Below are 24383 nucleotides of genomic sequence, written 5' to 3' on the forward strand. Positions count from 1 at the left end.
TTAATGGTATTTTAGTTTATTATTGATTATATATATTAATATTGGTATACTTTAATTTGTTATATATTGCTAAGATTGGAGGTAACAATATTGATAGAATTTTTAAAAGCGCTTTTACTTGGTACTGTAGAAGGAATTACTGAGTGGTTACCAGTAAGTAGCACAGGCCATCTTATATTAGTAGGTGAATGGATTAAATTTAATTTTACTCAGACATTTATTAATACATTTAACGTAGTTATACAACTTGGTGCAATACTTGCAGTAGTTGTTATGTACTTTAAAAAGTTAAATCCTTTTGACCCTAAAAAAACTAGCAGACAAAAAAGGGACACTATAGATCTTTGGATTAAGGTTGTAATTGCAGTTATCCCATCTGCAGTTTTAGGATTATTATTTGACGATTATATTGAAGCTAAGTTCTTCAATCCAGTAACAGTATCTATAATGCTTGTATTATACGGTGTAGTAATGATCCTTTTAGAAAGAAGAAATAAAAAACCTAGAATAAAAGATTTTTCTCAGTTGAGTTATATGAGTGCAATAGGTATAGGTTTATTTCAGTGTTTAGCAATGATACCAGGTACATCTAGATCAGCTGCCACTATAATAGGTGGTGTATATCTAGGGGCATCAAGATTTATTGCTGCTGAATTTTCATTTTTCCTAGCTATACCTACAATGCTTGGAGCTAGTGCACTAAAACTATTTAAAGATGGTGCTTCATTTAGTTCTTATGAATGGTCGATTTTAGGATTTGGGTCTTTAGTTGCATTTATTGTATCAATACTTGCTATAAAGTTCCTTGTTAGTTATATACAAAAGCATGACTTTAAGATATTTGGTTATTATAGAATAGTACTTGGTATAATATTACTTGGTTATTTCTATATGACTGGTGGATTATTCTAAAAAAGAAGCACTATATTGTGCTTCTTTTTTCAATTACCTACTTCTAAATTTGAGCAAGGTCCCATATCGTTGTTGGCGACATGAGCTTAGCGAATTTTTTGCTCTATAGAGTCCATAAGTAATTTTATTATGTCACTTGAGTCTTCATTAAAGGTAGTAACTATAGTCAAGTAATCTGTAGCTGTATTTATTCCTAAGTATACCTTATTTAAATCTCCTACAAAGTCATTTACCTGATAATCTTGTTTTGTATCGACAATCATATGATTATATAGCATTTCCAACTCGCAAAGTATTACAGCTTTATACTGAAGGTTGTTTATAGTGTATATATTAGATATTGTAACTCCACTTTTATAAGATAAATTTGTAATGTCCTCATCTGCACATACATAAGGTATATTATTTTCTTCTAGATTTTTTCTGAACATATATTGAAAGTATATAGTTTTTCCATTTTTAAGTTTCTTTTTATTATATGGGTAGACTATAGCTATATCTGAATATTTTAGCCCTTTTGTATTAATAAGATATTCTATTTCCCATAATATAGAGCTTATTTGCTCTTCCAAATTAGATACTTTTAATATATTTACATTACTGTTTATATCTCTAAGAGGTGTAGACGGTATAAAGTAATCATCTGTAAAATCTGATTTTAATGATTTTATATAATCATAGGAGTTTTTGCCAAAATTATTTGAAAATGCAACTAGTTCTTTTGTTTGCTTATAATTATTTTTCAAATATAAAACTTCATTAAATTCAATGTTATCCCATGGATTTTTGTATATGTTTACAAAATTAGATATATTTTTAGATTTGCATGAGAATATATTGAATATAAATTTTGATTTATATAAAAATTCCCTTATGAAATCCATTTCCTCACTAGTAAAACTTTCTGCTTCGTCTATAAATATCCCTTTAAACATATTTTTATTTTTTATACTATTTCTAGCTTGTAGTAAAATATTTTTTATCGCTTTTTCATAGTTTTCTTTTAGTTTATAATAATCTACTACTAATTCATATTGTTTGGCAAGTTTAAACAAGAAAGATTGAAAAGTATGAATCTCTAAATTATCATTGTTTGGTAATAATATACTTAACATTTCTCTTAGCTCATTACATAGCTGTTTACAGTGTGTAAACACTATAAATTTGTGATGTGGATATATACGAGCTAGCTTTATTGCTCTTGATAACATTATAGTAGTTTTGGATGATCCAGAAGGCCCTATAACCAAACTATTGCCGTATTTTATAGAGTCTATATTTTTTATTTGTTCTTCGTTTAAAAACATACTTGTATAGTTATAAAAATCTCCAGAAAAAGATATTTTCTTAAATTCTTTATTAAAATAAATATCTTCTCTATTTTTTATAGTATAGTACTCCGGACACACTTGTAACAGAAATAAGTTTAAAGTTACATCTTCGTTTTTGTCTTTTAAGTAAGAATTTATATTGGTATTATTCTCTTTTAATTCTTCTAATTTAGGTTTATCTATTATGTGATAATCTACAAAATCGTCCAACTCACATTTATCTTCCACTGTAACATATGGCATTACAAAAACATAGTTGTATTTTATTTCACTTGAAGTTTCTTCCATTTTTGATTTTAATAGTTCATATTCTTCATTCATAACTTCTAGTAGTTCTTCATCAATTATTGAGTATATCTCTTCAGTGGTGTCCATGAATTTAACAAAAAGTACACATCCATCTTTTATATACAGAAGATCTGTATTTACCCCTTTAAATGGAGTAACCTTTGGAATTATTTTTCCATCTAATTTTAATATGTCATAAAACCCTTTTTCACTTTCTTTTATCTTAAGAGCGTCTAGTTCAGAATCTATTTGTCTGTATAGGCTCAACTTTACATTCCCCCTTGCTTTATTTAATTATATCATTTTTATCGGGGTTTTTCTATATATTGACATATTTGTTAACATAATATTCATAAAACAGAAAAAAAAGCTGCAATTTGCAGCTTTAGCTTTTATATATTCCATATTTAATTATATCTATATATTTATCAAACTCTCTAAATATCTCATCACTATAACTTAACAAGTCTTTTGTTTTATTTGAATACTGTTGTGTATATTTTTTTGTTAATGCTTCAAACAATGTCATTACAACAAACATAACATCTTCGCTTTTTATATTTTTCTTTAGCATATCTATATTAATATATTTTATTATATAATCCTGCAGTATCTTAAATCCCTGTACATAATACTTTTTGTATATAACTTCAATTTCATCTTTTAGTTCTTGAGGTGGTGAAATAAATGCTTCAATTAAAATTTTAGTTTCATATGGATATTTTATAAACATATTTTGTTTTATTAAAGATAAGCGCTTCATCCTACTAAAAAAGTCATTATCTTCTATTTTATCTACCTCATTAAGAATTTCATTATTTAAATATTCACTTATATATTCAGCAGTAAAAATATATAAATTTTTCTTATTTCCAAAATAATTAAATAAACTTCCCTTTGAAATTTGTGAGTTTGAAGCAATTAAGTCTGTTGAAGCACTTATATAACCATTTTTTCCAAATTCCTCAATTGCAGACTTTAAAATTCTATCTCTTTTTTCATTAGGCAACTTCATGAATTTTTCCATATATCATAAACCTTTCTTATATCTCAAAATCCTTAGTATTGTATCTATAATAAGTAAACAGTATAGATATTATTGTAATAATTAATAGTATAGATGCATATTTTAATTCTATTATTCCTTCATTTTTTAATAAGTCAGATGGCATGGCATAGTTAGTTGGTGATATATATTTCATCCAATCTAATTTATCTATTATTTTTGAAAAAGTTCCCAATAAGTATGTTATAAAAAACAATCCAAGGGCTGTTGGAGTTGCTACATCTACTTTCTTTATTAATGATGAAATTAAAAAGCCTAATGACCAAAATACAAGTTGTGGCAAGAACATACTCTTAAAAATTGAACCTAATGTAAACAAATAGTCATAACCCTCAGGGCTAACAATAGAGCATATAATTATAGTTCCCAATACAACTATTAAGTTGTATATATATAATATAGTTAGTGTTGATAATAATTTTATAGTAACTATCTTTTTTCTTGAAATAGGTTGTGCATACAAAAATTCTATTGTCCCTTCGCTTTCTTCTTTTATAAGAGAATTGGCTCCTAAAATCCCTGCATATATACAACTACCTATTAAAATATATTGGGCACAGTAAGCAAAGTACTGTAATAAGTCAGAAAAATCCACCATTTCATCAAGGCCAAATGCAGCTCTCATAGATTCTGGAATTGCATCCATTTTTGTTTTAACAATTTCACTCATACCACTATCAGCCATTGATGGAAACATGGACATAAATAACACTATTATTCCTACCATAACAACGGACCATATTCCTAATGACTTTAACATTCCTTTTAATTCAACTTTATACATACTCATTATTTATCTCCCTCCTCATAATAACTCATAAATGTATCTTCTAAGGTAGGATTTTCTATTTTTAATTCTTTTAAAGTATATTTACTAAGCTCTTTTATCAATATATTTATATCACCATTATATAAAAAGGAGATTTCATCAGTTTGGCTATCTATACTTGATATTCCATTTATATTAACTAATGATTTAATTTCTTCATTAGTTTTTATAGTTACTCTAACAACATTTATTCCAACTAACTCTTCAACATTTTTTACTTCTATAATTTCTCCATCTCTTATTATTGCAACCCTATGACAGTATCTTTGAACTTCAACTAAGTTGTGAGACGAAAAGAATATAGTTGTTCCCTTTTTATTTTCTTCTTGTAAAACATCAAATAACCTCTTTTGCATTAATGGGTCTAATCCATTTGTAGGCTCATCTAATATAAGTAACTTAGGTTTTGATAATAATGCTTGTATTATAGCTATTTTTTTCTTATTTCCAAGGGATAAATCTCCAACTAATTTGTTTTTTTCTACTTCAAATATTTCACATAATTTATCTAAAGTCTCATTATCTTTTTCTTTATTAAAAGTAGCTGCATAATTTAATATATCAATAACCTTCATGTGCTTGTAGTAATTAATTTCACTAGGAACGTATCTTACACTTTCTTTTAACTTTTTACTATCCTTAACTATGTCTAAGCCCAAAATACTACCGCTTCCTGAAGTTGGATATATAAAGTTAAGTAGTGTTCTTATAGTAGTTGATTTGCCAGCTCCATTAGGGCCTATAAATCCAAAAAACTCCCCTTCTTTCACTTTAAGACTTAAATTATCTATCCCCTTACTTTTGCCATAGTATTTTGTAAGGTCATTGGTTTCTATAGCATACATAAAATCATCTCCCATATTATATTTAATATATTATATTCATATCACGTATAGAAATTGACTCATCAGTCATTTTTATTATATAGTATTTTTGACTAACGAGTCAATAAAAAAGAAGAGGCAAAATACCTCTTCTTTTACTTGATTTTGTTTTTGGTATGCTAAATTCTCCAGGCCATTCAAAATGCTCAGGCTCGTAGAAACCATCTTTAAGTTCGCCTCCCCAGTTAAGACCTAGGGTTTTTGCAATAATACCCATTTTATTTAATATATCTTCTCTATCTTTTGTAGTATTTCCATCTATTACTGGAAGCGCATCAAATGCTAGTCCGTAATTATGATGAGAATGCCCTCCCTTTATATTCGTTATTATTACTCCTGGAATAGACCTTCCTAAATTGTATAGCTCGTCTTGTTCATCTATAGTTCTATAAGTAGATATGATTTTCACTTCAATATTTTCTTTATTACATTCCTTTATAAATAGCTTAGCTAAATATTTTACATACGGATGAAGTGTATTTAACTCAGATGTCATTATAATCCCCCACTTATGATAACATTTTAACAAATATACTCGTTAGCATATTTACTATATACTATGTATTTGGTAATAAAAGGTTACAAAAATACTACTTATTTAACTTCGATACTACTTTTTCCTTTATAGATTTTACAATGTCCTTTATCTCGCTTATATCTAATACAAAAGCCATTAAAATGTACACTAGTATACCTATTATAACTGAGATTATTAATGCTAGTATTGTGTTTAATCGTAGTAAACTTCCTGTATTGAAAATTAAATTAATAAAAACTGACATTATAAAAGAAGCCATATTTACTTTCACAAAGTTTTTTATTGTATTTTTCATTCCAAGTTTACCGATTTTTTTTCTAAGTGATATTCCTAGTAATAAAGCTGCTATTATACCTGCTATAGATGTAGATAATGCTAGTCCTCCTATACCCATATACTTAACTAAAATTAATGAAAATACAATATTAAACAATACTGATATGGCAGCATTTTTTACTGGTGTTTTGGTATCTTGTAATGAATAAAAAGTCCTCGATAATACATCTCTTACTCCATAAGCTACCATTCCTAAAGAATAATAAAATAATGCTGTAGATGTAAGATAAGTGTCATGAGAGTTAAAAGACCCTTTTTCAAACAATATCTTAACTATTGGATTTACCAAAACCATGGTCATAAATGTTATAGGTATCATAAATACTATTACTAAGTTTACAGATTTAGTAACGTATTTTTTAAATAATTCCATATTTTTTTCACTAGATAGCCTAGATAGTATAGGATATAGTACAGTGGACAATGACATAACTATTATTCCTGTAGCAAATACATTTAACTTTGATGCATAATTTAGAGCAGTTATTGCCCCTACCTCAATGGTAGATGCCAATGACCTATTAATCATAGTATTTATTTGATCTACATAAGATCCAATAAACACTGGAATAACTAAGTATAAAAGTTTATGTATATTTTTATCAGCTAAATTTATATGTAATTTATATTTATATCCATCATTTTTTACAAATATAAATTGAAAAATCATTTGTGCTATGTATGCAAATAAGGTTATATATACCATTGTATAAGCATTACTGTTAGCTCCTATTATTATAGCAAGTATGCATATAATATTAAAAGGTATTGTAGATGCTGCAGATATATAAAATTTATCATTAGCTTGCAAATAGGCTGATTGTATTGAGTTTATTGCTAAAAATAACATTGCTGGCATAAGTATTCTAGAAAAATTTATTGTTAAATCTAAGATATCTCCTTTAAATCCTACAGCAAACAATTTAACTATATAAGGTGTAAATGTTAGACCTATAGCAATTAAAAGTAAGCTACACAAAACAACAATACTATAAACATTGTCTGTAAATTTGTAAACTCCACTTTTACCTTCTTTTTCTTTAACACTATAAAACATAGGAATATATGTTGTTGCAAGTGATGCACTAACTCCAGCGAATATTACAACAGGTATGTTAAGAGCAGTTAAGTAGGCATCTGTTATGTTACTTGCTCCAAAATTTGAAGCCAAAATTAGCTCCCTCGCAAATCCTAATATTTTAGAGATTAACGTTATTACCATAAAAATAAAAGCAGACTTTTTAAAACTTGGCATAATTCACCTCTATCTAAGTTTTATACTATATCTATTATATAATAAATATTTTATAATTAATCTAAAAATTAAAAAAGAAGCTAAAAATTAGCTTCTTTTTTAATTTATTATTTTATACGGTTGTGACTAGCAAACATCTTAAAATATTTATCCATCCAGTTACTCATTTCTCTTCTTACTTGATGTCTTTTTACTTCATCAAAACTAGCATCTTGTATTCCGTATGAATGGTTCATATACTCTGTATTTGGAGGATAAGTTAAGAATTCTCCATTTTTATTTTCAAAACCTATGGACATTATATCATAAACATATTCTTCATTATCTTCACTTTTATTTATATTAGTAACTACTCCATATTCTGTTCTTTCAGGTCTTGTTATTTTAACATATTGATTTTGAGCTAATTGTTTTAACATAGTTATTCTCCTTTCTTTTTTATAAAGTTGCTAACTATATTATTGCCATTTTTCACTGTTCTTATATGAATAGGATTTTTAGAATTTTTTGTAAAATTTGTTTTGCTCAAAAAAACAAAAAAGAGTGGTGAAATCACCACTCTTTTAATTATTTAGCATATTCTATTGCTCTAGTTTCTCTTATTATACTTACTTTTATTTGGCCTGGATATTCTAACTCATCTTCTATCTTTTTAGTCATATCTCTAGCTAATAAATGTAAATCTTCATCTCCTACATTTTCAGGTTTAACCATTATTCTGATTTCTCTACCTGCTTGTATAGCAAATGATTTATCTACACCTTCATATGAGTTAGCTATTTCTTCAAGCTTTTCTAATCTCTTAATATAAGATTCTAAAGTTTCTCTTCTAGCTCCAGGTCTAGCAGCTGACACAGCATCTGCAGCCGTAACTAAAACAGCTTCAACTGTTTGTGGTTCATGATCTCCATGATGAGTTGACATTGCATGTATAACATCTTTAGATTCTTTATATCTTCTAAGTAAGTCCATACCTATTTCAACGTGAGTACCTTCCATTTCATGATCCACTGCTTTACCTATATCATGAACTAATCCAGCTCTCTTAGCTAATTTAACGTCTGCTCCTATTTCTGCAGCCATTATACCAGCTAAATGAGAAACTTCTATAGAATGTTTAAGGACATTTTGTCCATAACTAGTTCTATATCTAAGTCTTCCAAGAAGCTTTACAAGTTCAGGATGTAAACCATGTACTCCAGTTTCAAATGTAGCCTCTTCGCCGTACTCTTTTATAGTATTTTCTACTTCTTTTTTAGCCTTTTCAACCATTTCTTCTATTCTTGCTGGATGTATTCTTCCATCTGAAATAAGTTTTTCAAGAGCTATTCTCGCTATTTCCCTTCTTATAGGATCAAATCCAGATAATATTACTGCTTCTGGAGTATCATCTATTATCAAGTCAATACCCGTTAATGTTTCTAGAGTTCTTATATTTCTACCTTCTCTACCTATGATTCTACCCTTCATTTCGTCATTAGGTAGGTTGACAACAGTAACAGTTGTTTCTGCTACGTGGTCAGCTGAACATTTTTGTATAGCATATCCTATGATTTCTCTTGCTTTCTTTTCAGCTTCTTCTTTAGCTTTCGTTTCTGTTTCTTTTATCATAATAGACATTTCATGTCTAACTTCTCTTTCAGCATTAGATAATATGATTTCTTTTGCTCTTTCTGAGCCTATACCCGATATGCTTTCCAGTTTTTCTATTTGTTGAGCTTTTATGACTTCAACTTCTTGTTCTTTAAGTTCTACAACTTTTAACTTTTCGCTTAAATTACCTTCTTTAGATTCTAAAGATTGTAATTTTCTGTCTAATACTTCTTCTTTTTGAATTAATCTCTTTTCATATTTTTGAAGTTCGCTTCTTCGTTCTTTGTTTTCTTTTTCAACTTCATTTCTATATCTATGAGATTCTTCTTTAGCTTCTAGTAATCTTTCCTTTTTTGTTGTCTCTGCATCTCTATTAGCTTTATCAACTATATCTTTAGCTATTTGTTCTGCTTGTCCTATCTTAGCTTCAGACATATTTTTTCTTACAAAATATCCTACTAAAATCCCTATTCCTGCCCCTAATATGGCAGCTATTATATATCCTCCTATGACTTCCACCTCCTTTATTTGTTAATATATATAAGACTTTGTCTATTTATAGAATTTAATTAGACACGAAGGCATAAAACTCCTTGTTTAATTGTATAATTTTTTCTAAAGTGTGTCAAGGTAATAGGAGGTGTTATGTCATTTATTCGCCTAAATCTTCCAATATATCTTCAGTATTCTCTACAGAATCATCTAATTTATAATATTCTCTTACCTTTGTTTCTATTTCATTCACTAAATCCATATTATCTTGTAAGAATTTTTTTACATTTTCTCTACCTTGTCCCAATTTTATCTCTTGATAGTTATACCAAGATCCAGACTTCTTAACTACATCTATGTCAGCTGCTATATCTAATAAATCACCTATTTTAGATATACCTTCTCCATACATTATATCGAATTCACATTGCTTAAATGGAGGAGCAACTTTGTTTTTAACTACTTTAACTCTAGTTCTACTTCCTAGAATTTTGTCACCTTGCTTTATTGTGTCAACTTTTCTAACATCAAGTCTTACTGATGCATAGAACTTAAGGGCTCTACCACCTGTTGTAGTCTCTGGATTACCAAACATAACTCCAATTTTTTCTCTTAATTGGTTTATAAATATTGCAACGCAGTTTGATTTTTTTATAGAACCTGTTAATTTTCTCAAAGCTTGAGACATAAGTCTTGCTTGTAGTCCCATGTGTGAGTCTCCCATTTCGCCTTCTATTTCGGCTTTTGGAACTAATGCTGCAACAGAGTCTATAACTATAATATCTATAGCCCCACTTCTTATAAGTGCCTCAGCAATTTCTAAAGCTTGTTCCCCTGTATCAGGTTGAGATATTATTAGGTTGTCTATATCAACACCTAAAGCTTTAGCATATACAGGGTCTAGAGCATGTTCTGCATCTATGAATGCTGCTATTCCACCTTGCTTTTGAGCTTCAGCTACAGTGTGAAGTGCAACTGTTGTTTTACCAGAAGATTCAGGTCCATATACTTCTATTATTCTTCCCTTTGGCATTCCACCTATACCTATAGCTATATCTAGTCCTATAGATCCTGTTGGTACTACATCTATTGTCATTTTAGATGCTTCTCCAAGTTTCATTATAGATCCTTTACCAAAATCTTTTTCTATTTGGTTTAGTGCCGCGCCAAGTGCTTTTAATTTTTCTTCATTATTATTCGTTGCCATTTAATTTACCACCTTTCATCTATATACAGTATTTATTGTAAAATCCTACCACAAACATTTGTTCTGTATAATAATTATATATTATAAATAAGCACATAGTCAATGACTAATACCACTTTATATTATGAAACTTTAATAATATTTTTAATCAAAAAAATGTATAAAAAAATACTGGATTAAATCCAGTATTTTTATTTACTATTCATAAATATTTGCTTATTTTTAGTTAGGTACTCTATTCCTGAAGTAAATGCCAATAAAACTGATATTCCAACTAATATATCTCCAAATATTATAATAGATACTATATTAAACTCTAATCCAAATAATAAAACTACTATACCTACCATTTGACTTATAGTTTTAAGTTTTCCACCCTTACCTGCTGCTATTACCTTTCCATCTGCCGCTGCTATTGCTCTTAGTATACTTACCGTAAGTTCTCTTGAAACTACTATTACAATAGATACTATAGCTATCCAGCTTGGAATAAGCATTAAGTTTGCAAATGGAATTAAGCATATTAAAGCCGATATAACTAATAATTTATCTGCAAGTGGATCCATAAATTTACCAAAGTCAGTTATTAAGTTATATTTTCTAGCTATATGTCCATCCATTGCATCAGTTAATGAAGCTATAATAAATATTATATTAGATATTAAGAAATTATTTGGTAAATCTGTCCATAACATTGTTAGCATAAGAACAGGAACCAAAATCATTCTAAATGTAGTTAGTTTATTTGGCAAGTTCATCCAAAACATCCCCCATCAAATCATATTCCAAGGCACTAGTTATTTTTACATTTACAAAATCCCCAGAATTTAATTCCTTTTTACTTTTTACATATACTACCCCATCTATTTCATAGGCATCATATTGTGTTCTACCTATATATACATTATCTTCTACTTGCTCTTCTATTAATACTTCATATACATTTTCCGCTTTTTCTTCTTGTAGTTTAGAAGATATATTTTGTTGAGCCATCATTAACGATTCTCTTCTTTGTTCTTTTATTTCTTCATCTATATGATTTGGTAATTTGTCAGCCCCAGTATCTTCTTCTCTTGAATAAGTAAATACTCCAAGTCTATCAAATTTAACATCTTTTATAAATTCATTTAATTCTTCAAACTCTTCTTGTGTTTCTCCTGGGAACCCTACTATTAATGAAGTTCTAAGAGTTGCATCAGGTATATTTTTTCTTATTAAATTTATTTTTTCTATTATTGTTTCCTTAGTTGTCTGTCTGTTCATTAATTTTAATATTCTGTTGTTACAGTGTTGAATAGGAATATCAAAGTAGCTACATACCTTGTCATTTTCTTTTATAACCTTTACTAATTCTTCAGTTATTGATTCAGGATATGAATACATAACTCTTATCCACTTAAATCCATCTATTTTTGCTAATTCTTCTAATAGCTTAGGTAATCTTTCTTCATTGTATATATCAAGACCATATTTAGTAGTATCTTGTGCTATAACTATTAATTCTTTTACTCCACTATCTGCTAAAGATTTTGCTTCTTTTAATATATCGTCAATATTTCTACTTCTGTATCTACCTCTTAACTTAGGTATTATACAGTAAGTACAGTGGTTGTCACAGCCTTCTGCTATTTTTAAATAGGCCATATGACTTGGTGTTGATATATATCTTGGAAGTTCTTCATTAAATGCAAATTCTATATCATCAAGCTTCGTTACAACTTCCTTATTTTCTAAAAGTTCAGCCATTATTTCATCTATATTTTGATAACTTCCTGTACCTACTATAGCATCTATTTCTGGTATTTCATTTTTTAATTCATCTGCGTATCTTTGTGCAAGACACCCAGTTACTACTAATACCTTTAAGTTGCCATTTTCTTTATACTGTGATAGTTCAAGTATTGTTTGTATTGACTCTTGCTTAGCTGATTCTATAAATCCACAAGTATTTACTAATATTATATCTGCTTCAGCAAAATCTCCAACCAATCTATATCCTTTTTTATTTAATATACCTAGCATTATCTCTGCATCTACTAAGTTTTTTGAACATCCCAATGACTCTAGTGCTATTTTTAACATACCATGTCTCCTCTCATTGTGTCCTTAGTGAAATTAATTATGTTTTGTAGACCTTCATCTATATCGTCAGTATTTACAAACATATCATAAGTGTATTGTTTTACTGAATGATTATATAAAGGATCATAATAACCAACTAGGTACTCTTCTATAACTTCTTCATATTTTTCATTATTAAACATTTCTATAAATTTATTTACTCTTTCATGTCCAAGCCTTTTTCTAAACCTATTAATACATTCTACAAGTTCTTTTTTATCTTTACAATCAGAATATACATAGTCCCTAGCTAGTCTATCTACCCTAGATTTCATGCTAGCTTCTAAAAGCAAATGAATTCCATCTTGAGTCATGGCATCATATATTGGCTCTGGAACAGATACGTGACCTACTCTTTTACTTTCACTTTCTATAAATATATAGTTTGATTTTGCATAATATAACTTTTCAAATATCTTTGTCTCAAATTTCTTTTGAGTTGGAGGTCTTTTATCAAATGTTATATACCCAAATACAGACCCGCTATTACTTGCCATATCTTCTAAATCAACTATATCTAGTCCATTATTTTCTAATAATTTTAACATATCTGTTTTTCCGACACCTGTTAAGCCATGCAGTACTATGAATTTTTTTGTGTCCATCGCTATGTCTAAATAGTCTATTACAAAATTTCTATATGATTTATACCCACCTTCTAGTTGATATAAGTTTAAACCTAGAGATTCAAAGAAACTTACTAAACTTTTGCTTCTCATTCCGCCTCTAGCACAATATATTACTATATTCTTATATTTATTTGATAAACCCTCTAAAGTAGAGTACATATATTTTAATTTGTAACCTACATAATCAAATCCTTTATTTATAGCTTGTACTTTTCCTACTTGTTTATATAATGTACCTATCTCAGCATGTTCTTCATCGTTTAGTATAGGTAAATTTAGAGAATTCAATATATGATCTTCTTCATACTCCTTAGGCGTTCTTGCATCTATAAAAATTGTATCTTCTAAATTAAGTGCATCTTTTATATTTATTGTTTTCAAACTTACTCACCTGCCGAAATTTGACTTTGTAATTCTTCTTTACTTACAAGAACCTTTCTAGGTTTACTTCCTTCACTAGGTCCTATTATTCCTCTTTCTTCTATAGAATCTATAAGTCTAGCAGCTCTGTTAAATCCTACTCTAAATTTTCTTTGAAGCATAGATGCTGAAGCTTGCCCACTTTCAACTATAAATTCTATTGCTTCACTTAATAATTCATCATGTTCTACAGATTCAGTGCTTATCGGCTTAGTGATGCTTTCTAGTATATCTTCTTGATAACTAATCTCTTCTTCTTTGCATTGATCCTTAACATAGTCTACAACCTCTTCTATCTCATTTTCCGATATAAATGCTCCTTGAAGTCTTACAGGCTTTGGAGCCCCAAGAGGGTAAAATAACATATCACCTTTACCAAGTAATTTCTCAGCTCCACCCATATCAAGTATAGTTCTAGAATCAGTTTGAGATGAAACAGCAAATGCTATTCTAGAAGGTATATTAGCCTTTATAACGCCTGTTATAACGTCAACAGATGGTCTTTGTGTAGCTACAATTAAATGCATACCAGCAGCCCTTGCCATTTGAGCAAGTCTACATATAGCATCTTCAACTTCACTTGCGCCTACCATCATAAGGTCAGCTAACTCGTCTATGATTATAACTATTTTTGGAAGTTTTTCTTCCATCTTTTCATTGTAACTTGAGATATCTTTTACTGTATTTTCAGCAAATAACTTATATCTTCTATTCATTTCAGTTACAGCCCAATTTAGAGCATAAGAAGCCTTTTTAGGATCTGTAACTACAGGTATAAGTAAATGAGGTATTCCATTGTAATTTGCAAGTTCAACTACTTTAGGATCTATCATTAAAAACTTAACTTCATCTGGATTTGCTTTATATAAAATACTATTTATAAGTGTATTTACGCACACACTTTTACCTGAACCTGTAGATCCAGCTATAAGTAAGTGAGGCATCTTTCCTATATCACCAATTATTGGCTTTCCAGCTATATCCTTACCTAAAGCCATGGCCAAAGTTGAATCAAACTTTTTAAATTCTTCACTTTCAAATACATCTCTAACCGAAACCATTTGCGGCTCTTCATTTGGAACTTCTATTCCTATAGCAGACTTACCTGGAATTGGAGCTTCTATTCTTATACTTTTAGCGGCAAGGCTTAGTGCTATATCGTCTGTTAAATTCACTATTTTACTTACCTTAACTCCAGGACTTGGTTGTATTTCATATCTAGTTATAGTAGGCCCTATAGTAACTTGATTTACAGAAGCTTCTACCCCAAAGTCTAATAAAGTCTTTTCAAGTAATGATGCATTTTTTAGTACCTTCTTTTTATTCTTATCATCTGATTTGCTATCTGATTTCTTTAATAATTCTATAGTAGGCTTTTTATAGTTTTCATATTTAGTTTGTACATCAATATCAATTGAACCATTGTTTGTATCTAGTATTTTCAATTGTTTTTCTTTTGGTTTTTCTTCTTTTTTATACTCTTTTATATCATCATCTTTAAGGCTAGCTAGTTCTGGCATACTACTAGTTCCTTCTAGTATCTCTAAATAGTCATCTTCTGCTTTATTAAATCCAACTATTTTTATAGTTTTTTCACCTTCAAACTCTTTTGCCTCTTCTTCTTCATCTTTTTTAAATAAATTAGAAAGTAATCCTTCTTTCTTTTTAGTTTCATTTTCATCAGTTTCTACAGTTATCATATCTACTAAAGATTCTTTTAACCCCAATATCTTTTCTTTTAGAGATACATCTTTATTAGTTTTTTTACTTTTCTTTGATTTAGATTTTGGTTTTGATGTTTTAGATGTACTTAATGAGTTAACTGCTCTTATAATATCTTTTAGAGATATATCAAATGTAAACATTAACATTATCATTAATGCAAATATGCTCATCAACCAAGCACCAGTTATTCCAAACATTTTAACAACATAATAAGTTATTATAGTTGAAAATATACCGCTGCCTTCCCCTTCTACAGACATATTAAATACTCCCTTTAACATATCAGACTTAAAAGGGCTATCTATTGGTAAATATGCTGTATTAAATAATCCGTAAAATAATAATATGAAAAATAGTATTGCATAATAAAGTTTTGTACTTTTTATCTTATATATATACTCGTTTTTATCAAAGAAGTTTAAAACTCCAACAAGTATTATTATATAAGGTATAACCATAGAAAGTTTCCCAAAAAAGCCCATAAATGTAGTTTGTATAAATGTACCAAGTATCCCCATAGATTTAGAATTTAGACTATACAAAAAGAATACACCAACAAATATTGTTATTAGATTTCTATATTCATCTATAAAGGTTTTATCTTGATGACGGGCTTTTTTATCTATATGTTGTTCTTCATATTTGTCTTTTTTCTTTCTCCCTCTAGCCAAATAAATCACCTCTTTATATTTTTTCACACAAAAAGTGTTAATGTACAAGACACTAACACTTTAATATACCAACTAATTATAACATATTCTTATATATATTAACAATTTATTTATTATTATCTTTGTTTTGTTCTCTATTTTGTTCTTTTTTGTTATCGTCTTCTTCTATTAACTTATTTAAATAAGCTATAGCTTCTTTTAGTCCACCTACTTCATCTATAAGGCCATTTTCTACTGCTTCTTTTCCTATTAATATGCTACCAACATCACTTACTAAATCTTCTTTAGAGTTCATAAGCTTTTCAAATTTATCTCTATCTATTTTTGATGTTCTAGTTACAAATTGTATTATTCTCTCTTGCATTTTTTTGAAGTATGCAAATGTCTCATTAGTACCTATAACTAGTCCATTCATTCTTATAGGATGTATAGTCATAGTTGCTGTTGGTACTATAAATGAGTAATCTCCAGCTGTAGCTAATGGAACACCTATACTATGACTTCCTCCTAGTACTAATGTAACAGTTTTCTTAGATAAGCTGTTTATCAGTTCTGCCATAGCAAGACCTGCCTCAACATCTCCACCTACAGTATTAAGTATTATTATAACACCTTTCACATTGGAATTTTCTTCTATTTCATATAATAGTGGTATTATATGTTCATATTTTGTAACTTTCTTTTGTGGGCTACCTACAAAATGGCCTTCTATTTCACCTATTACAGTTATACATTGTATTTCTTTTATAGCTGGCATTCCCATTGGCGGCATACCAAGTTCTTTAATATTATCTAATCTTCTATTATCATCACTATATTCTTCTTTATCATTATTGTTAGAATCATTATTTGAATTTCCATTGTCATCGCCATTTACAAATCTGTTTATTATCTCATTGCCACATTCATCAATGTTGTTATTATTATTTTTATTTTCATTGTTATGTAACATTTATTTATCCTCCTATTATTTTTCTCAATAGTACTCTTTGTAGTTTTTCCAATAAAGTTGAATTTTAATATAATTATTTTAAATTTTATATTTTTGCTCAAAAATTCGCTTTGCTCATGTCGCCAACGACCTAAAAATCAGGTCCGTTGCTCAAAAAAAGAGAGTATTTTAAACTCTCTTTATTATTTCTTCATGTTATATCCTATAACTGCTGCTCCTAATGCACCTATTATTTGTGTGTCATCTGCAGTATAGATTTCTGTTTTTATGTTTTTTTGTAACATAGCTATTAATAATTTGCTTTTTGCAACTCCTCCAGTGAATGCAACCTTATCTAATAAATCTGATTTTTGTAACATAGATGATGCTCTATTAGCTATTGATTGAAGTATTCCTGCTGCTATTGCTTCTTTAGATGTATCTTGTGCTAATAAACTTACTACTTCTGATTCTGCAAATACTGTACACATACTTGAAATAGTTTCAGGTACAGCATTACCTGATAGTTCGTCTATATTTTCAACATCAGATCCAAGCAAACTACACATAACTTGTAGAAATCTTCCTGTACCTGCTGCACACTTGTCATTCATTATAAAGTTAGATACATTTCCATTATCATCTAAGCTAATAACTTTACTATCTTGTCCACCTATATCTAATATAGTTCTTACATTTGAATTAAGGAAGTGCACTCCCTTTGCATGACAAGTTATTTCTGTTACAGCCTTATCTACAAAATCCATAGATACTCTTCCATATCCAGTACCTACTATCTTTTTTATGTCTTCTCTTTTTATATCTGTATCTTTAATTAACATATTATATGCTTCTTTTGATGCAGATTTAGGACTCCAACCAGTAGGAATTATAACTTTTTTCATTATCTTTTCCCCATCAAATAATACACCTTTAGTTGCAACTGAACCTGAATCAATTCCTATACTGTACATAATCTACCCCCAAATCTATAAACTTTATATATCTAATATAACATTTAATATACAATTATTTAAATTACATATCATAATATTATAATTGTTTTTATCTATATTTTATTATCTATTTATAGATATTTTAAATAACACAAAAAATTCGCTTTGCTCATGTCGCCAACGACCTTGAAAAACAGGGACCTTGCTCAAGTTTATATGTTGGAAATTATAATTTTCTTAAATATAAAAGGTGATGCCTAGGGCATCACCTTTTATAATCCAAATTCATTGTGTAATAAATGAATAGAATTTATCATATCTTCTTCCTTAACTAAACAAGATATTGTCATACTTGAGTCTGAAGTTTGAAGTAGTGCTACATTTCCTTTTGATAATGCTCTAACTATTTTTACCATAACTCCTGGTATTCCAGTTATTTTAGAACCTATTAAGGTTACCTTAGCACAGTTTTCTAATGCTTCATACTCAACATTATATTTTTTTAATATTTTTTCTAAAGACTTAAACTTATCATGATCTATAACAAATGCTTTTTCAAGTACAAAGAAGTTTATCATATCTATACTTATTTCTTTATTTTCTATTTCATTTAGTATGTCAGTAAATACATCTTCTTTGCAATTTTTTATTCTTATTTGAGTAACTCCGCTTTTATGAGCAACGGCAGTCATCAACTTATTATTTTCTCCAATAGGGCCTAATATTTCAAACTTAGGACTTATACCACTTATACTAGTTCCTTCACATCCAGGATTTAATGTATTTTTTATTTTGAGAGTTATACTTCCACTTTTTGCTATTTCAACAGCACGAGGATGTATAACTTTAGCCCCTTTGTCTGCCATTTGGAATATTTCGTCATAATTTATATGATTTAATACCTTAGCCTCTGGTTCAACTCTTGGATCTGCAGTCATTATGCCATCAACATCTGTATATATTTCTACAACCTTACACTCTAAAGCCTTACCTATAGCAACAGCTGATGTATCACTTCCACCACGTCCTAGTGTAGTTATTTCTCCATCTTCGGTTGCTCCTTGAAACCCTGCTATAACCACTACTTTTCCGGATGATAGTTCTTTGTTTATTTTCTCAGGTTTTATATCAACTATTCTTGAATCACCAAATCTTCCATTCGTCAATATCCCTGCTTGTTGACCAGTTAAAAACACAGAATCTATACCTATATTCTTAAGCAAATGTACAAGTACAGTCCCTGATATTATTTCTCCACAAGACATTATCATATCTAATTCTCTAGGAGATGACTCTTCGTTTACCTTCTTGCACAAATCTATTAAGGTATCAGTGGCATATGGAGCTCCCTTTCTTCCCATAGCAGATACTACAACAACCAAACCATAGCCTTCTTCTTTATATTTTTTTACTATAGCACATACTTCATTCATTTTTTCATAAGACTCAACAGAGGTACCACCAAATTTTTGTACAAGAACATTCATACTAACGCCTCCTAATACATTCCATCATATTCGATAATTATCATATCATTTCCAATTTTTTTCACATTTCTCCAAGGAACTTCTAGCATTGTTTTGTCTTTTCTAAAATTAAATAAACCTTTTTCTTTTGGTATTAGTAAAGCTAATATTTTCCCTGTTGCTTCGTCAACTATTAAGTCACAATCTCCAACTACCCCTAATCTTTCTCCTGTAACTAAGTTTACTATTTCCTTTCCAGCTATTTCAGATAAATTCATATATATCCCCCCACAAAATTAATAAAATTCGCTACGCTCATGTCGCCAACGATTTAAAAAGCAAATCCGTTGCTCAAAATTATAAAACTATACCTTCTACATTTTTCCCAACTAAAGATACAGCTAAATTATCTAAATCAAATACTTTATCTATTACATTTTTTACTTGATCTATATTTACTTTGTTTATATAGTCTAGTATATCTTTTGGAGTATCTATTTCTTCACTTAATAGTTGAGATTTACCCATACTCATCATTCTACTACTAGTGCTTTCCAGTCCTAATATATAACTTCCCTTTAACTGTTCTCTACTTTCATCTATTTCTTCTTGTGTAAGGTAATTTGCCTTTAGGTTTTGTATTTCTTCTATTATTAATTTATATACAGTTTCTAGATTTTCATTACCCATACTTACAAAAATACCTAAATCTCCAGATTTTCTATGAATACTTGGAGAAGAATATATAGAGTAAACCATTCCAGCATCTTCTCTTATACTTTGGAATAGTCTAGAACTCATACTTCCGCCAAATATGTTATTTACAATAGCTAGTGCATATATATCATCTCTGTCTTCTAAATTTACACCCTTTAGATTGATACATAAGTTAACCTGTTCTATATCTTTGTTTTTAGTTATAAAACAAGGTTTAAACTGTGGATCTGTTATATTTATAGTTACTTCTTTTTCATTCCAACCTGAGAATTTTTCTTTTATCGTATTTACCATATCATCAAAATTAAAATTCCCACATATAGATATTACAGAATTGTTTGGAACATAATAAGTATTGTAATAATCTAGCATATCTTCCTTTGATAAATTATTAAGTGATTCTCTAGTACCTATTATATTCATTCCTAGTCCATCACCTTCATAAATTTTTTCCATCAACATATCATAAACTAAATCATCAGGAGAATCTTCATACATTTTTAGTTCTTCTAGTATAACAGTTCTTTCTTTATTTATATCAGCATCTAAAAAAGATGGATTTAATATCATATCACTTAATATATCAACACCAATGCCTATATGTTCATCTAATAATTTTACATAATAACAAGTACATTCTTTACTTGTAAATGCGTTTATTTGTCCCCCTAATGCATCTATTTGTCTTGCTATTTCTTTGGCTGTCCTATTTTTTGTCCCTTTAAATAGCATATGCTCTATAAAATGAGAAACACCGTTTACCTTTGGATCTTCTATTCTTGATCCTGCATTTACCCATATCCCAAATGTAACAGAATTTATATGAGGTATTTCTTCTCCTACTATAGTAAGACCATTATCTAATTTATGTATTTTGTACATTTAACCCTCCTATTAATAATTATTATGTATAAATTATAATTGACAATGTGAAATTATTCAACATTAAACACATCGCTAAGCTTGCCTGGGTTATATCCTCTATCTTTTACTATATTTATAATATCGTCTATACATTCAGTTGTAGCATGTGTTGGATGCATAAGTATTATACTTCCATCTTTCATTTCTTTTGATTTTATTCTTTCAACTATTACTTCTGGTTGTTCTCTATATTTCCAATCTATTGTATCTATATCCCACATTATAGGAATATATCCTAAATCAACTGCTGCCTTTACTGTATCTTTCCCATATGATCCTGATGGAGGTTGAAAAAACTTAGTATCTTCTTTTATTATACCCTCTATTATACTTTTAGATGTCTTTATTTGTTCATAATTCCCATTATAGTCAAGGTTTGCATAATCAAGATGTTTATGTCCATGATTTCCTATTTCATGACCTGCTTGTTTGATTTTTAGAAGCATTTCAGGGTTTTTTTCAGCCCATTTTCCCGTTACATTAAAAGTTATTTTTATTTTTTCTTTTTCTAATGTATTAAGTATGCTATCTACATATTCATTACCCCAACCTAGGTCCACGTTGCAAATAATTGCAACGTGTTTACTATTGGCTTTATTGCCTGTATAATATGGCATCTCTTCACTTCCAAAAAAGTTTAAAGCTGGTTTAGAAGAGGATGTCATAAAAAATACTAATCCGACAATTGCCAGTGCTAAAATTATTACGGTTGTTAATATACCTTTTAATTTTTTCTTACTCAGTACCATCATTATCATATGCTACTCCCCCTTATGTATAAATTTATCCTCTTGTTTTCATATCTATTAAAATAATCTCTATATTATTCCAAAAATAAAAAAAGAGCTTATCTCATAAGCTCTTTTTTAAATAAATTATTGTTCTTGTTTTGGAGTTTCAGTAGTTACTTCTTTTTTCTCTGGCTTTGGTAAAAGCGCTTTTCTAGATAAGTTTACTCTTCCTTGAGCATCTATTTCTGTAACCTTAACTTCTAATTCATCTCCAATTTTTAGCACATCTTCAACTTTGTTAACTCTTTCATGTGCTATATGAGATATATGAAGTAATCCATCTTTTCCAGGAAGTATTTCAACAAAGGCTCCAAAGTTTGCTACCCTAGTTACCTTACCCATATAAGTTTTGCCTACTTCTGGTTCTGTAACTATTCCTAATATTATTTCCCTAGCTCTTTCAGTCATAGCTTGGTCAGTTCCAGCTATAAATACATCTCCATTTTGTTCTATATCTATTTTAACTCCTGTTTCGTCAATTATCTTAGTTATAATTTTTCCACCAGGTCCTATTACGTCTCTTATTTTATCAGCATTTATTTTCATTGTTATTATCTTAGGTGCATACTTAGATAATTCTTTCTTTGGAGAATCTATAGTTTTCTTCATTTCATTTAATATATGAAGTCTACCTTCTTTAGCTTGTGCTAATGCTGTTTGAAGTATTCCTTTATCTATTCCACCTATTTTTATATCCATTTGTATAGCAGTTATACCATTTGGAGTACCTGCAACTTTAAAGTCCATATCTCCTAAATGATCTTCCATACCTTGTATATCTGAAAGTACAGCAATCTTATCTTCTTCTTTTATAAGACCCATAGCTATACCAGCAACCAAATCTTTTATAGGTACACCGGCATCAAGTAAAGATAACGTAGATCCACAAACACTAGCTTGAGATGTAGATCCATTAGAACTTAAAACCTCAGATACTAATCTTATAGCATATGGGAAGCTATCTTTTGTTGGTAAAACTGGAATTAATGCTCTTTCAGCAAGGGCACCATGACCTATTTCTCTTCTTCCTGGTCCTCTTGATGGTCTAGCTTCACCTACACTGTATGCAGGGAAATTGTAGTGATGCATGTATCTTTTTTCTTCTTCAGTATCAAGACCATCTAATATTTGAACATCTCCAAGAGCTCCTAATGTAGCTATAGTCATAACTTGAGTTTGTCCTCTTGTAAATATTGCAGAACCGTGAGTTCTTGGAAGAATTGAAACTTCACTCCAAATATTTCTTATTTCTTCAGGTCTTCTGTTGTCAGGTCTTATACTATCGTTTACTATAAGACTTCTAACTTGTTCCTTTATTATACTGTGTAGTACCTCTTCTATATCAGATAGGTATTCAGAGTATTCCTCTTCAAAGTTTGCTAGAGTTTCTTCTTTAACCTTGTCCATGTTTTCCATTCTCTCTAACTTTTCAACTGTTTGTATAGCTACTCTCATTTTATCTGTTGCAAATTCACGAACTAATTTTTCTATTTCTTCATCAGGTTTATATAAAACAACATCTTGTTTTTCTTTTCCAACTTCAGATACTATATTTTCTATAAACGCAACTATTTTCTTTATTTCTTCATGTGCAAACATTATAGCATCTAGCATTTGTTCTTCTGAAATTTCATTTGCTCCAGCTTCAACCATCATTATTGCATCTTTTGTACCAGATACAACTAAGTGCATTTCACTTTTTTCTCTTTGATCAGCTGTTGGATTAACTACAAACTCTCCATCTACTAATCCAACTATAACTGAACCTGTAGGTCCATCAAAAGGTATATCAGATATAGATAAAGCTACTGATGAACCTATCATAGCCATTACGTCTGTAGTTGAGTCTTGATCTACAGATAAAACTGTAGCAACTACCTGAACATCATTTCTAAATCCTTTTGGAAATAGTGGTCTTATAGGTCTATCTATAAGTCTTGATGTTAGTATTGCTTTTTCAGATGGTCTTCCTTCTCTCTTTATGAATCCCCCTGGTATTTTACCTACAGAATATAATTTTTCTTCATAATCAACACTTAAAGGGAAAAAGTCTATTCCAGCTCTTGGCTTGCTAGATGTTACAGCATTAACCATTACTACACTATCACCGTATCTAACTATACAGTTTCCGTTAGACAACTCGCATATTTTCCCTATTTCAACAGAAAACTTTCTTCCTGCTAAGTCCATTTCGTAAATTTTATGTTCAAACATGTATATATGTACCTCCTCTTTCGCAAAACAAGCTATTATTACAAAAATACTATAAAATGGAAATAAAGTAAATACGTTTAATAAATG

At 29.2% G+C, this 24383-nt stretch carries 21 protein-coding genes; 1 reads left to right on the forward strand and 20 read right to left on the reverse strand.

Annotated features, from left to right (window positions below; all coding sequences use genetic code 11):
* Window positions 1–90 precede the first annotated feature (90 nt).
* Window positions 91–912, forward strand: coding sequence for an undecaprenyl-diphosphate phosphatase (locus BS62_RS11210; RefSeq protein ID WP_496491367.1), 822 nt, complete (start codon window positions 91–93; stop codon window positions 910–912).
* Between the two features lie 86 nt (window positions 913–998).
* Here BS62_RS11210 and BS62_RS11215 read toward each other — a convergent pair whose 3' ends face one another.
* The 20 genes from BS62_RS11215 to pnp form a co-directional block, all read right to left on the reverse strand.
* Window positions 999–2798, reverse strand: a complete 1800-nt coding sequence (locus BS62_RS11215) for a DEAD/DEAH box helicase (RefSeq protein WP_496491368.1) — start codon at window positions 2796–2798, stop codon at window positions 999–1001.
* A 118-nt stretch (window positions 2799–2916) separates the two neighbouring features.
* Complete coding sequence (locus BS62_RS11220) at window positions 2917–3558, reverse strand: TetR/AcrR family transcriptional regulator (protein ID WP_496491369.1); 642 nt, start codon at window positions 3556–3558, stop codon at window positions 2917–2919.
* 16 nt (window positions 3559–3574) lie between these two features.
* A complete protein-coding gene (locus tag BS62_RS11225; RefSeq protein ID WP_496491370.1) occupies window positions 3575–4387 on the reverse strand; it encodes an ABC transporter permease subunit in 813 nt (270 codons plus the stop codon).
* Window positions 4387–5271, reverse strand: a complete 885-nt coding sequence (locus BS62_RS11230) for an ABC transporter ATP-binding protein (RefSeq protein ID WP_496491371.1) — start codon at window positions 5269–5271, stop codon at window positions 4387–4389. The genes BS62_RS11225 and BS62_RS11230 overlap by 1 nt, the downstream gene beginning before the upstream one ends.
* 100 nt (window positions 5272–5371) lie before the next feature.
* Window positions 5372–5806 (reverse strand): M15 family metallopeptidase, encoded by a 435-nt coding sequence (locus tag BS62_RS11235; protein WP_496491372.1) that lies wholly within the window; start codon window positions 5804–5806, stop codon window positions 5372–5374.
* Window positions 5807–5900: 94 nt separating this feature from the next.
* The gene (gene murJ / locus BS62_RS11240; RefSeq protein WP_496491373.1) at window positions 5901–7439 is read right to left on the reverse strand and encodes a murein biosynthesis integral membrane protein MurJ; all 1539 of its coding nucleotides are present in this window, start codon (window positions 7437–7439) and stop codon (window positions 5901–5903) included.
* Window positions 7440–7546: 107 nt separating this feature from the next.
* Complete coding sequence (locus BS62_RS11245) at window positions 7547–7858, reverse strand: hypothetical protein (RefSeq protein ID WP_496491374.1); 312 nt, start codon at window positions 7856–7858, stop codon at window positions 7547–7549.
* Between the two features lie 148 nt (window positions 7859–8006).
* Entirely contained in the window at window positions 8007–9542 is a 1536-nt protein-coding gene (rny, locus tag BS62_RS11250; RefSeq protein ID WP_496491427.1) for a ribonuclease Y, read from the reverse strand.
* 142 nt (window positions 9543–9684) lie between these two features.
* Window positions 9685–10731, reverse strand: a complete 1047-nt coding sequence (gene recA, locus BS62_RS11255) for a recombinase RecA (protein ID WP_496491375.1) — start codon at window positions 10729–10731, stop codon at window positions 9685–9687.
* Window positions 10732–10922: 191 nt separating this feature from the next.
* Window positions 10923–11489, reverse strand: coding sequence for a CDP-diacylglycerol--glycerol-3-phosphate 3-phosphatidyltransferase (pgsA, locus tag BS62_RS11260; protein WP_496491376.1), 567 nt, complete (start codon window positions 11487–11489; stop codon window positions 10923–10925).
* Window positions 11473–12813 (reverse strand): 30S ribosomal protein S12 methylthiotransferase RimO, encoded by a 1341-nt coding sequence (gene rimO, locus BS62_RS11265; protein WP_496491377.1) that lies wholly within the window; start codon window positions 12811–12813, stop codon window positions 11473–11475. Before rimO ends, pgsA begins: the two co-directional genes overlap by 17 nt.
* Window positions 12807–13862 carry a tRNA 2-selenouridine(34) synthase MnmH gene (gene mnmH, locus BS62_RS11270; protein ID WP_496491378.1) on the reverse strand — a complete coding sequence of 352 codons (1056 nt, stop codon included), beginning with the start codon at window positions 13860–13862 and terminating at the stop codon, window positions 12807–12809. Before mnmH ends, rimO begins: the two co-directional genes overlap by 7 nt.
* Before the next feature lie 2 nt (window positions 13863–13864).
* The gene (locus tag BS62_RS11275) at window positions 13865–16144 is read right to left on the reverse strand and encodes an FtsK/SpoIIIE family DNA translocase (protein WP_496491428.1); all 2280 of its coding nucleotides are present in this window, start codon (window positions 16142–16144) and stop codon (window positions 13865–13867) included.
* A gap of 259 nt (window positions 16145–16403) precedes the next feature.
* Window positions 16404–17249 carry a ClpP family protease gene (locus tag BS62_RS11280; protein ID WP_496491379.1) on the reverse strand — a complete coding sequence of 282 codons (846 nt, stop codon included), beginning with the start codon at window positions 17247–17249 and terminating at the stop codon, window positions 16404–16406.
* 182 nt (window positions 17250–17431) lie between these two features.
* A complete protein-coding gene (locus BS62_RS11285; protein WP_496491380.1) occupies window positions 17432–18202 on the reverse strand; it encodes an acyl-CoA dehydratase activase in 771 nt (256 codons plus the stop codon).
* A gap of 254 nt (window positions 18203–18456) precedes the next feature.
* Window positions 18457–19671: an aspartate kinase gene (gene dapG, locus BS62_RS11290; protein ID WP_496491381.1), complete on the reverse strand. Its 1215-nt coding sequence runs from the start codon at window positions 19669–19671 to the stop codon at window positions 18457–18459.
* 11 nt (window positions 19672–19682) lie between these two features.
* Complete coding sequence (locus BS62_RS11295) at window positions 19683–19928, reverse strand: YlmC/YmxH family sporulation protein (protein WP_496491382.1); 246 nt, start codon at window positions 19926–19928, stop codon at window positions 19683–19685.
* Between the two features lie 79 nt (window positions 19929–20007).
* A complete protein-coding gene (locus tag BS62_RS11300) occupies window positions 20008–21249 on the reverse strand; it encodes a M16 family metallopeptidase (protein WP_496491383.1) in 1242 nt (413 codons plus the stop codon).
* Between the two features lie 53 nt (window positions 21250–21302).
* Complete coding sequence (locus BS62_RS11305) at window positions 21303–22049, reverse strand: polysaccharide deacetylase family protein (RefSeq protein ID WP_496491384.1); 747 nt, start codon at window positions 22047–22049, stop codon at window positions 21303–21305.
* Between the two features lie 117 nt (window positions 22050–22166).
* On the reverse strand, window positions 22167–24296 hold the full coding sequence (gene pnp, locus BS62_RS11310) for a polyribonucleotide nucleotidyltransferase (protein WP_496491385.1): 2130 nt from the start codon (window positions 24294–24296) through the stop codon (window positions 22167–22169).
* Between the last annotated feature and the right edge of the window lie 87 nt (window positions 24297–24383).

This window comes from Sporacetigenium mesophilum DSM 16796 (assembly GCF_059569055.1).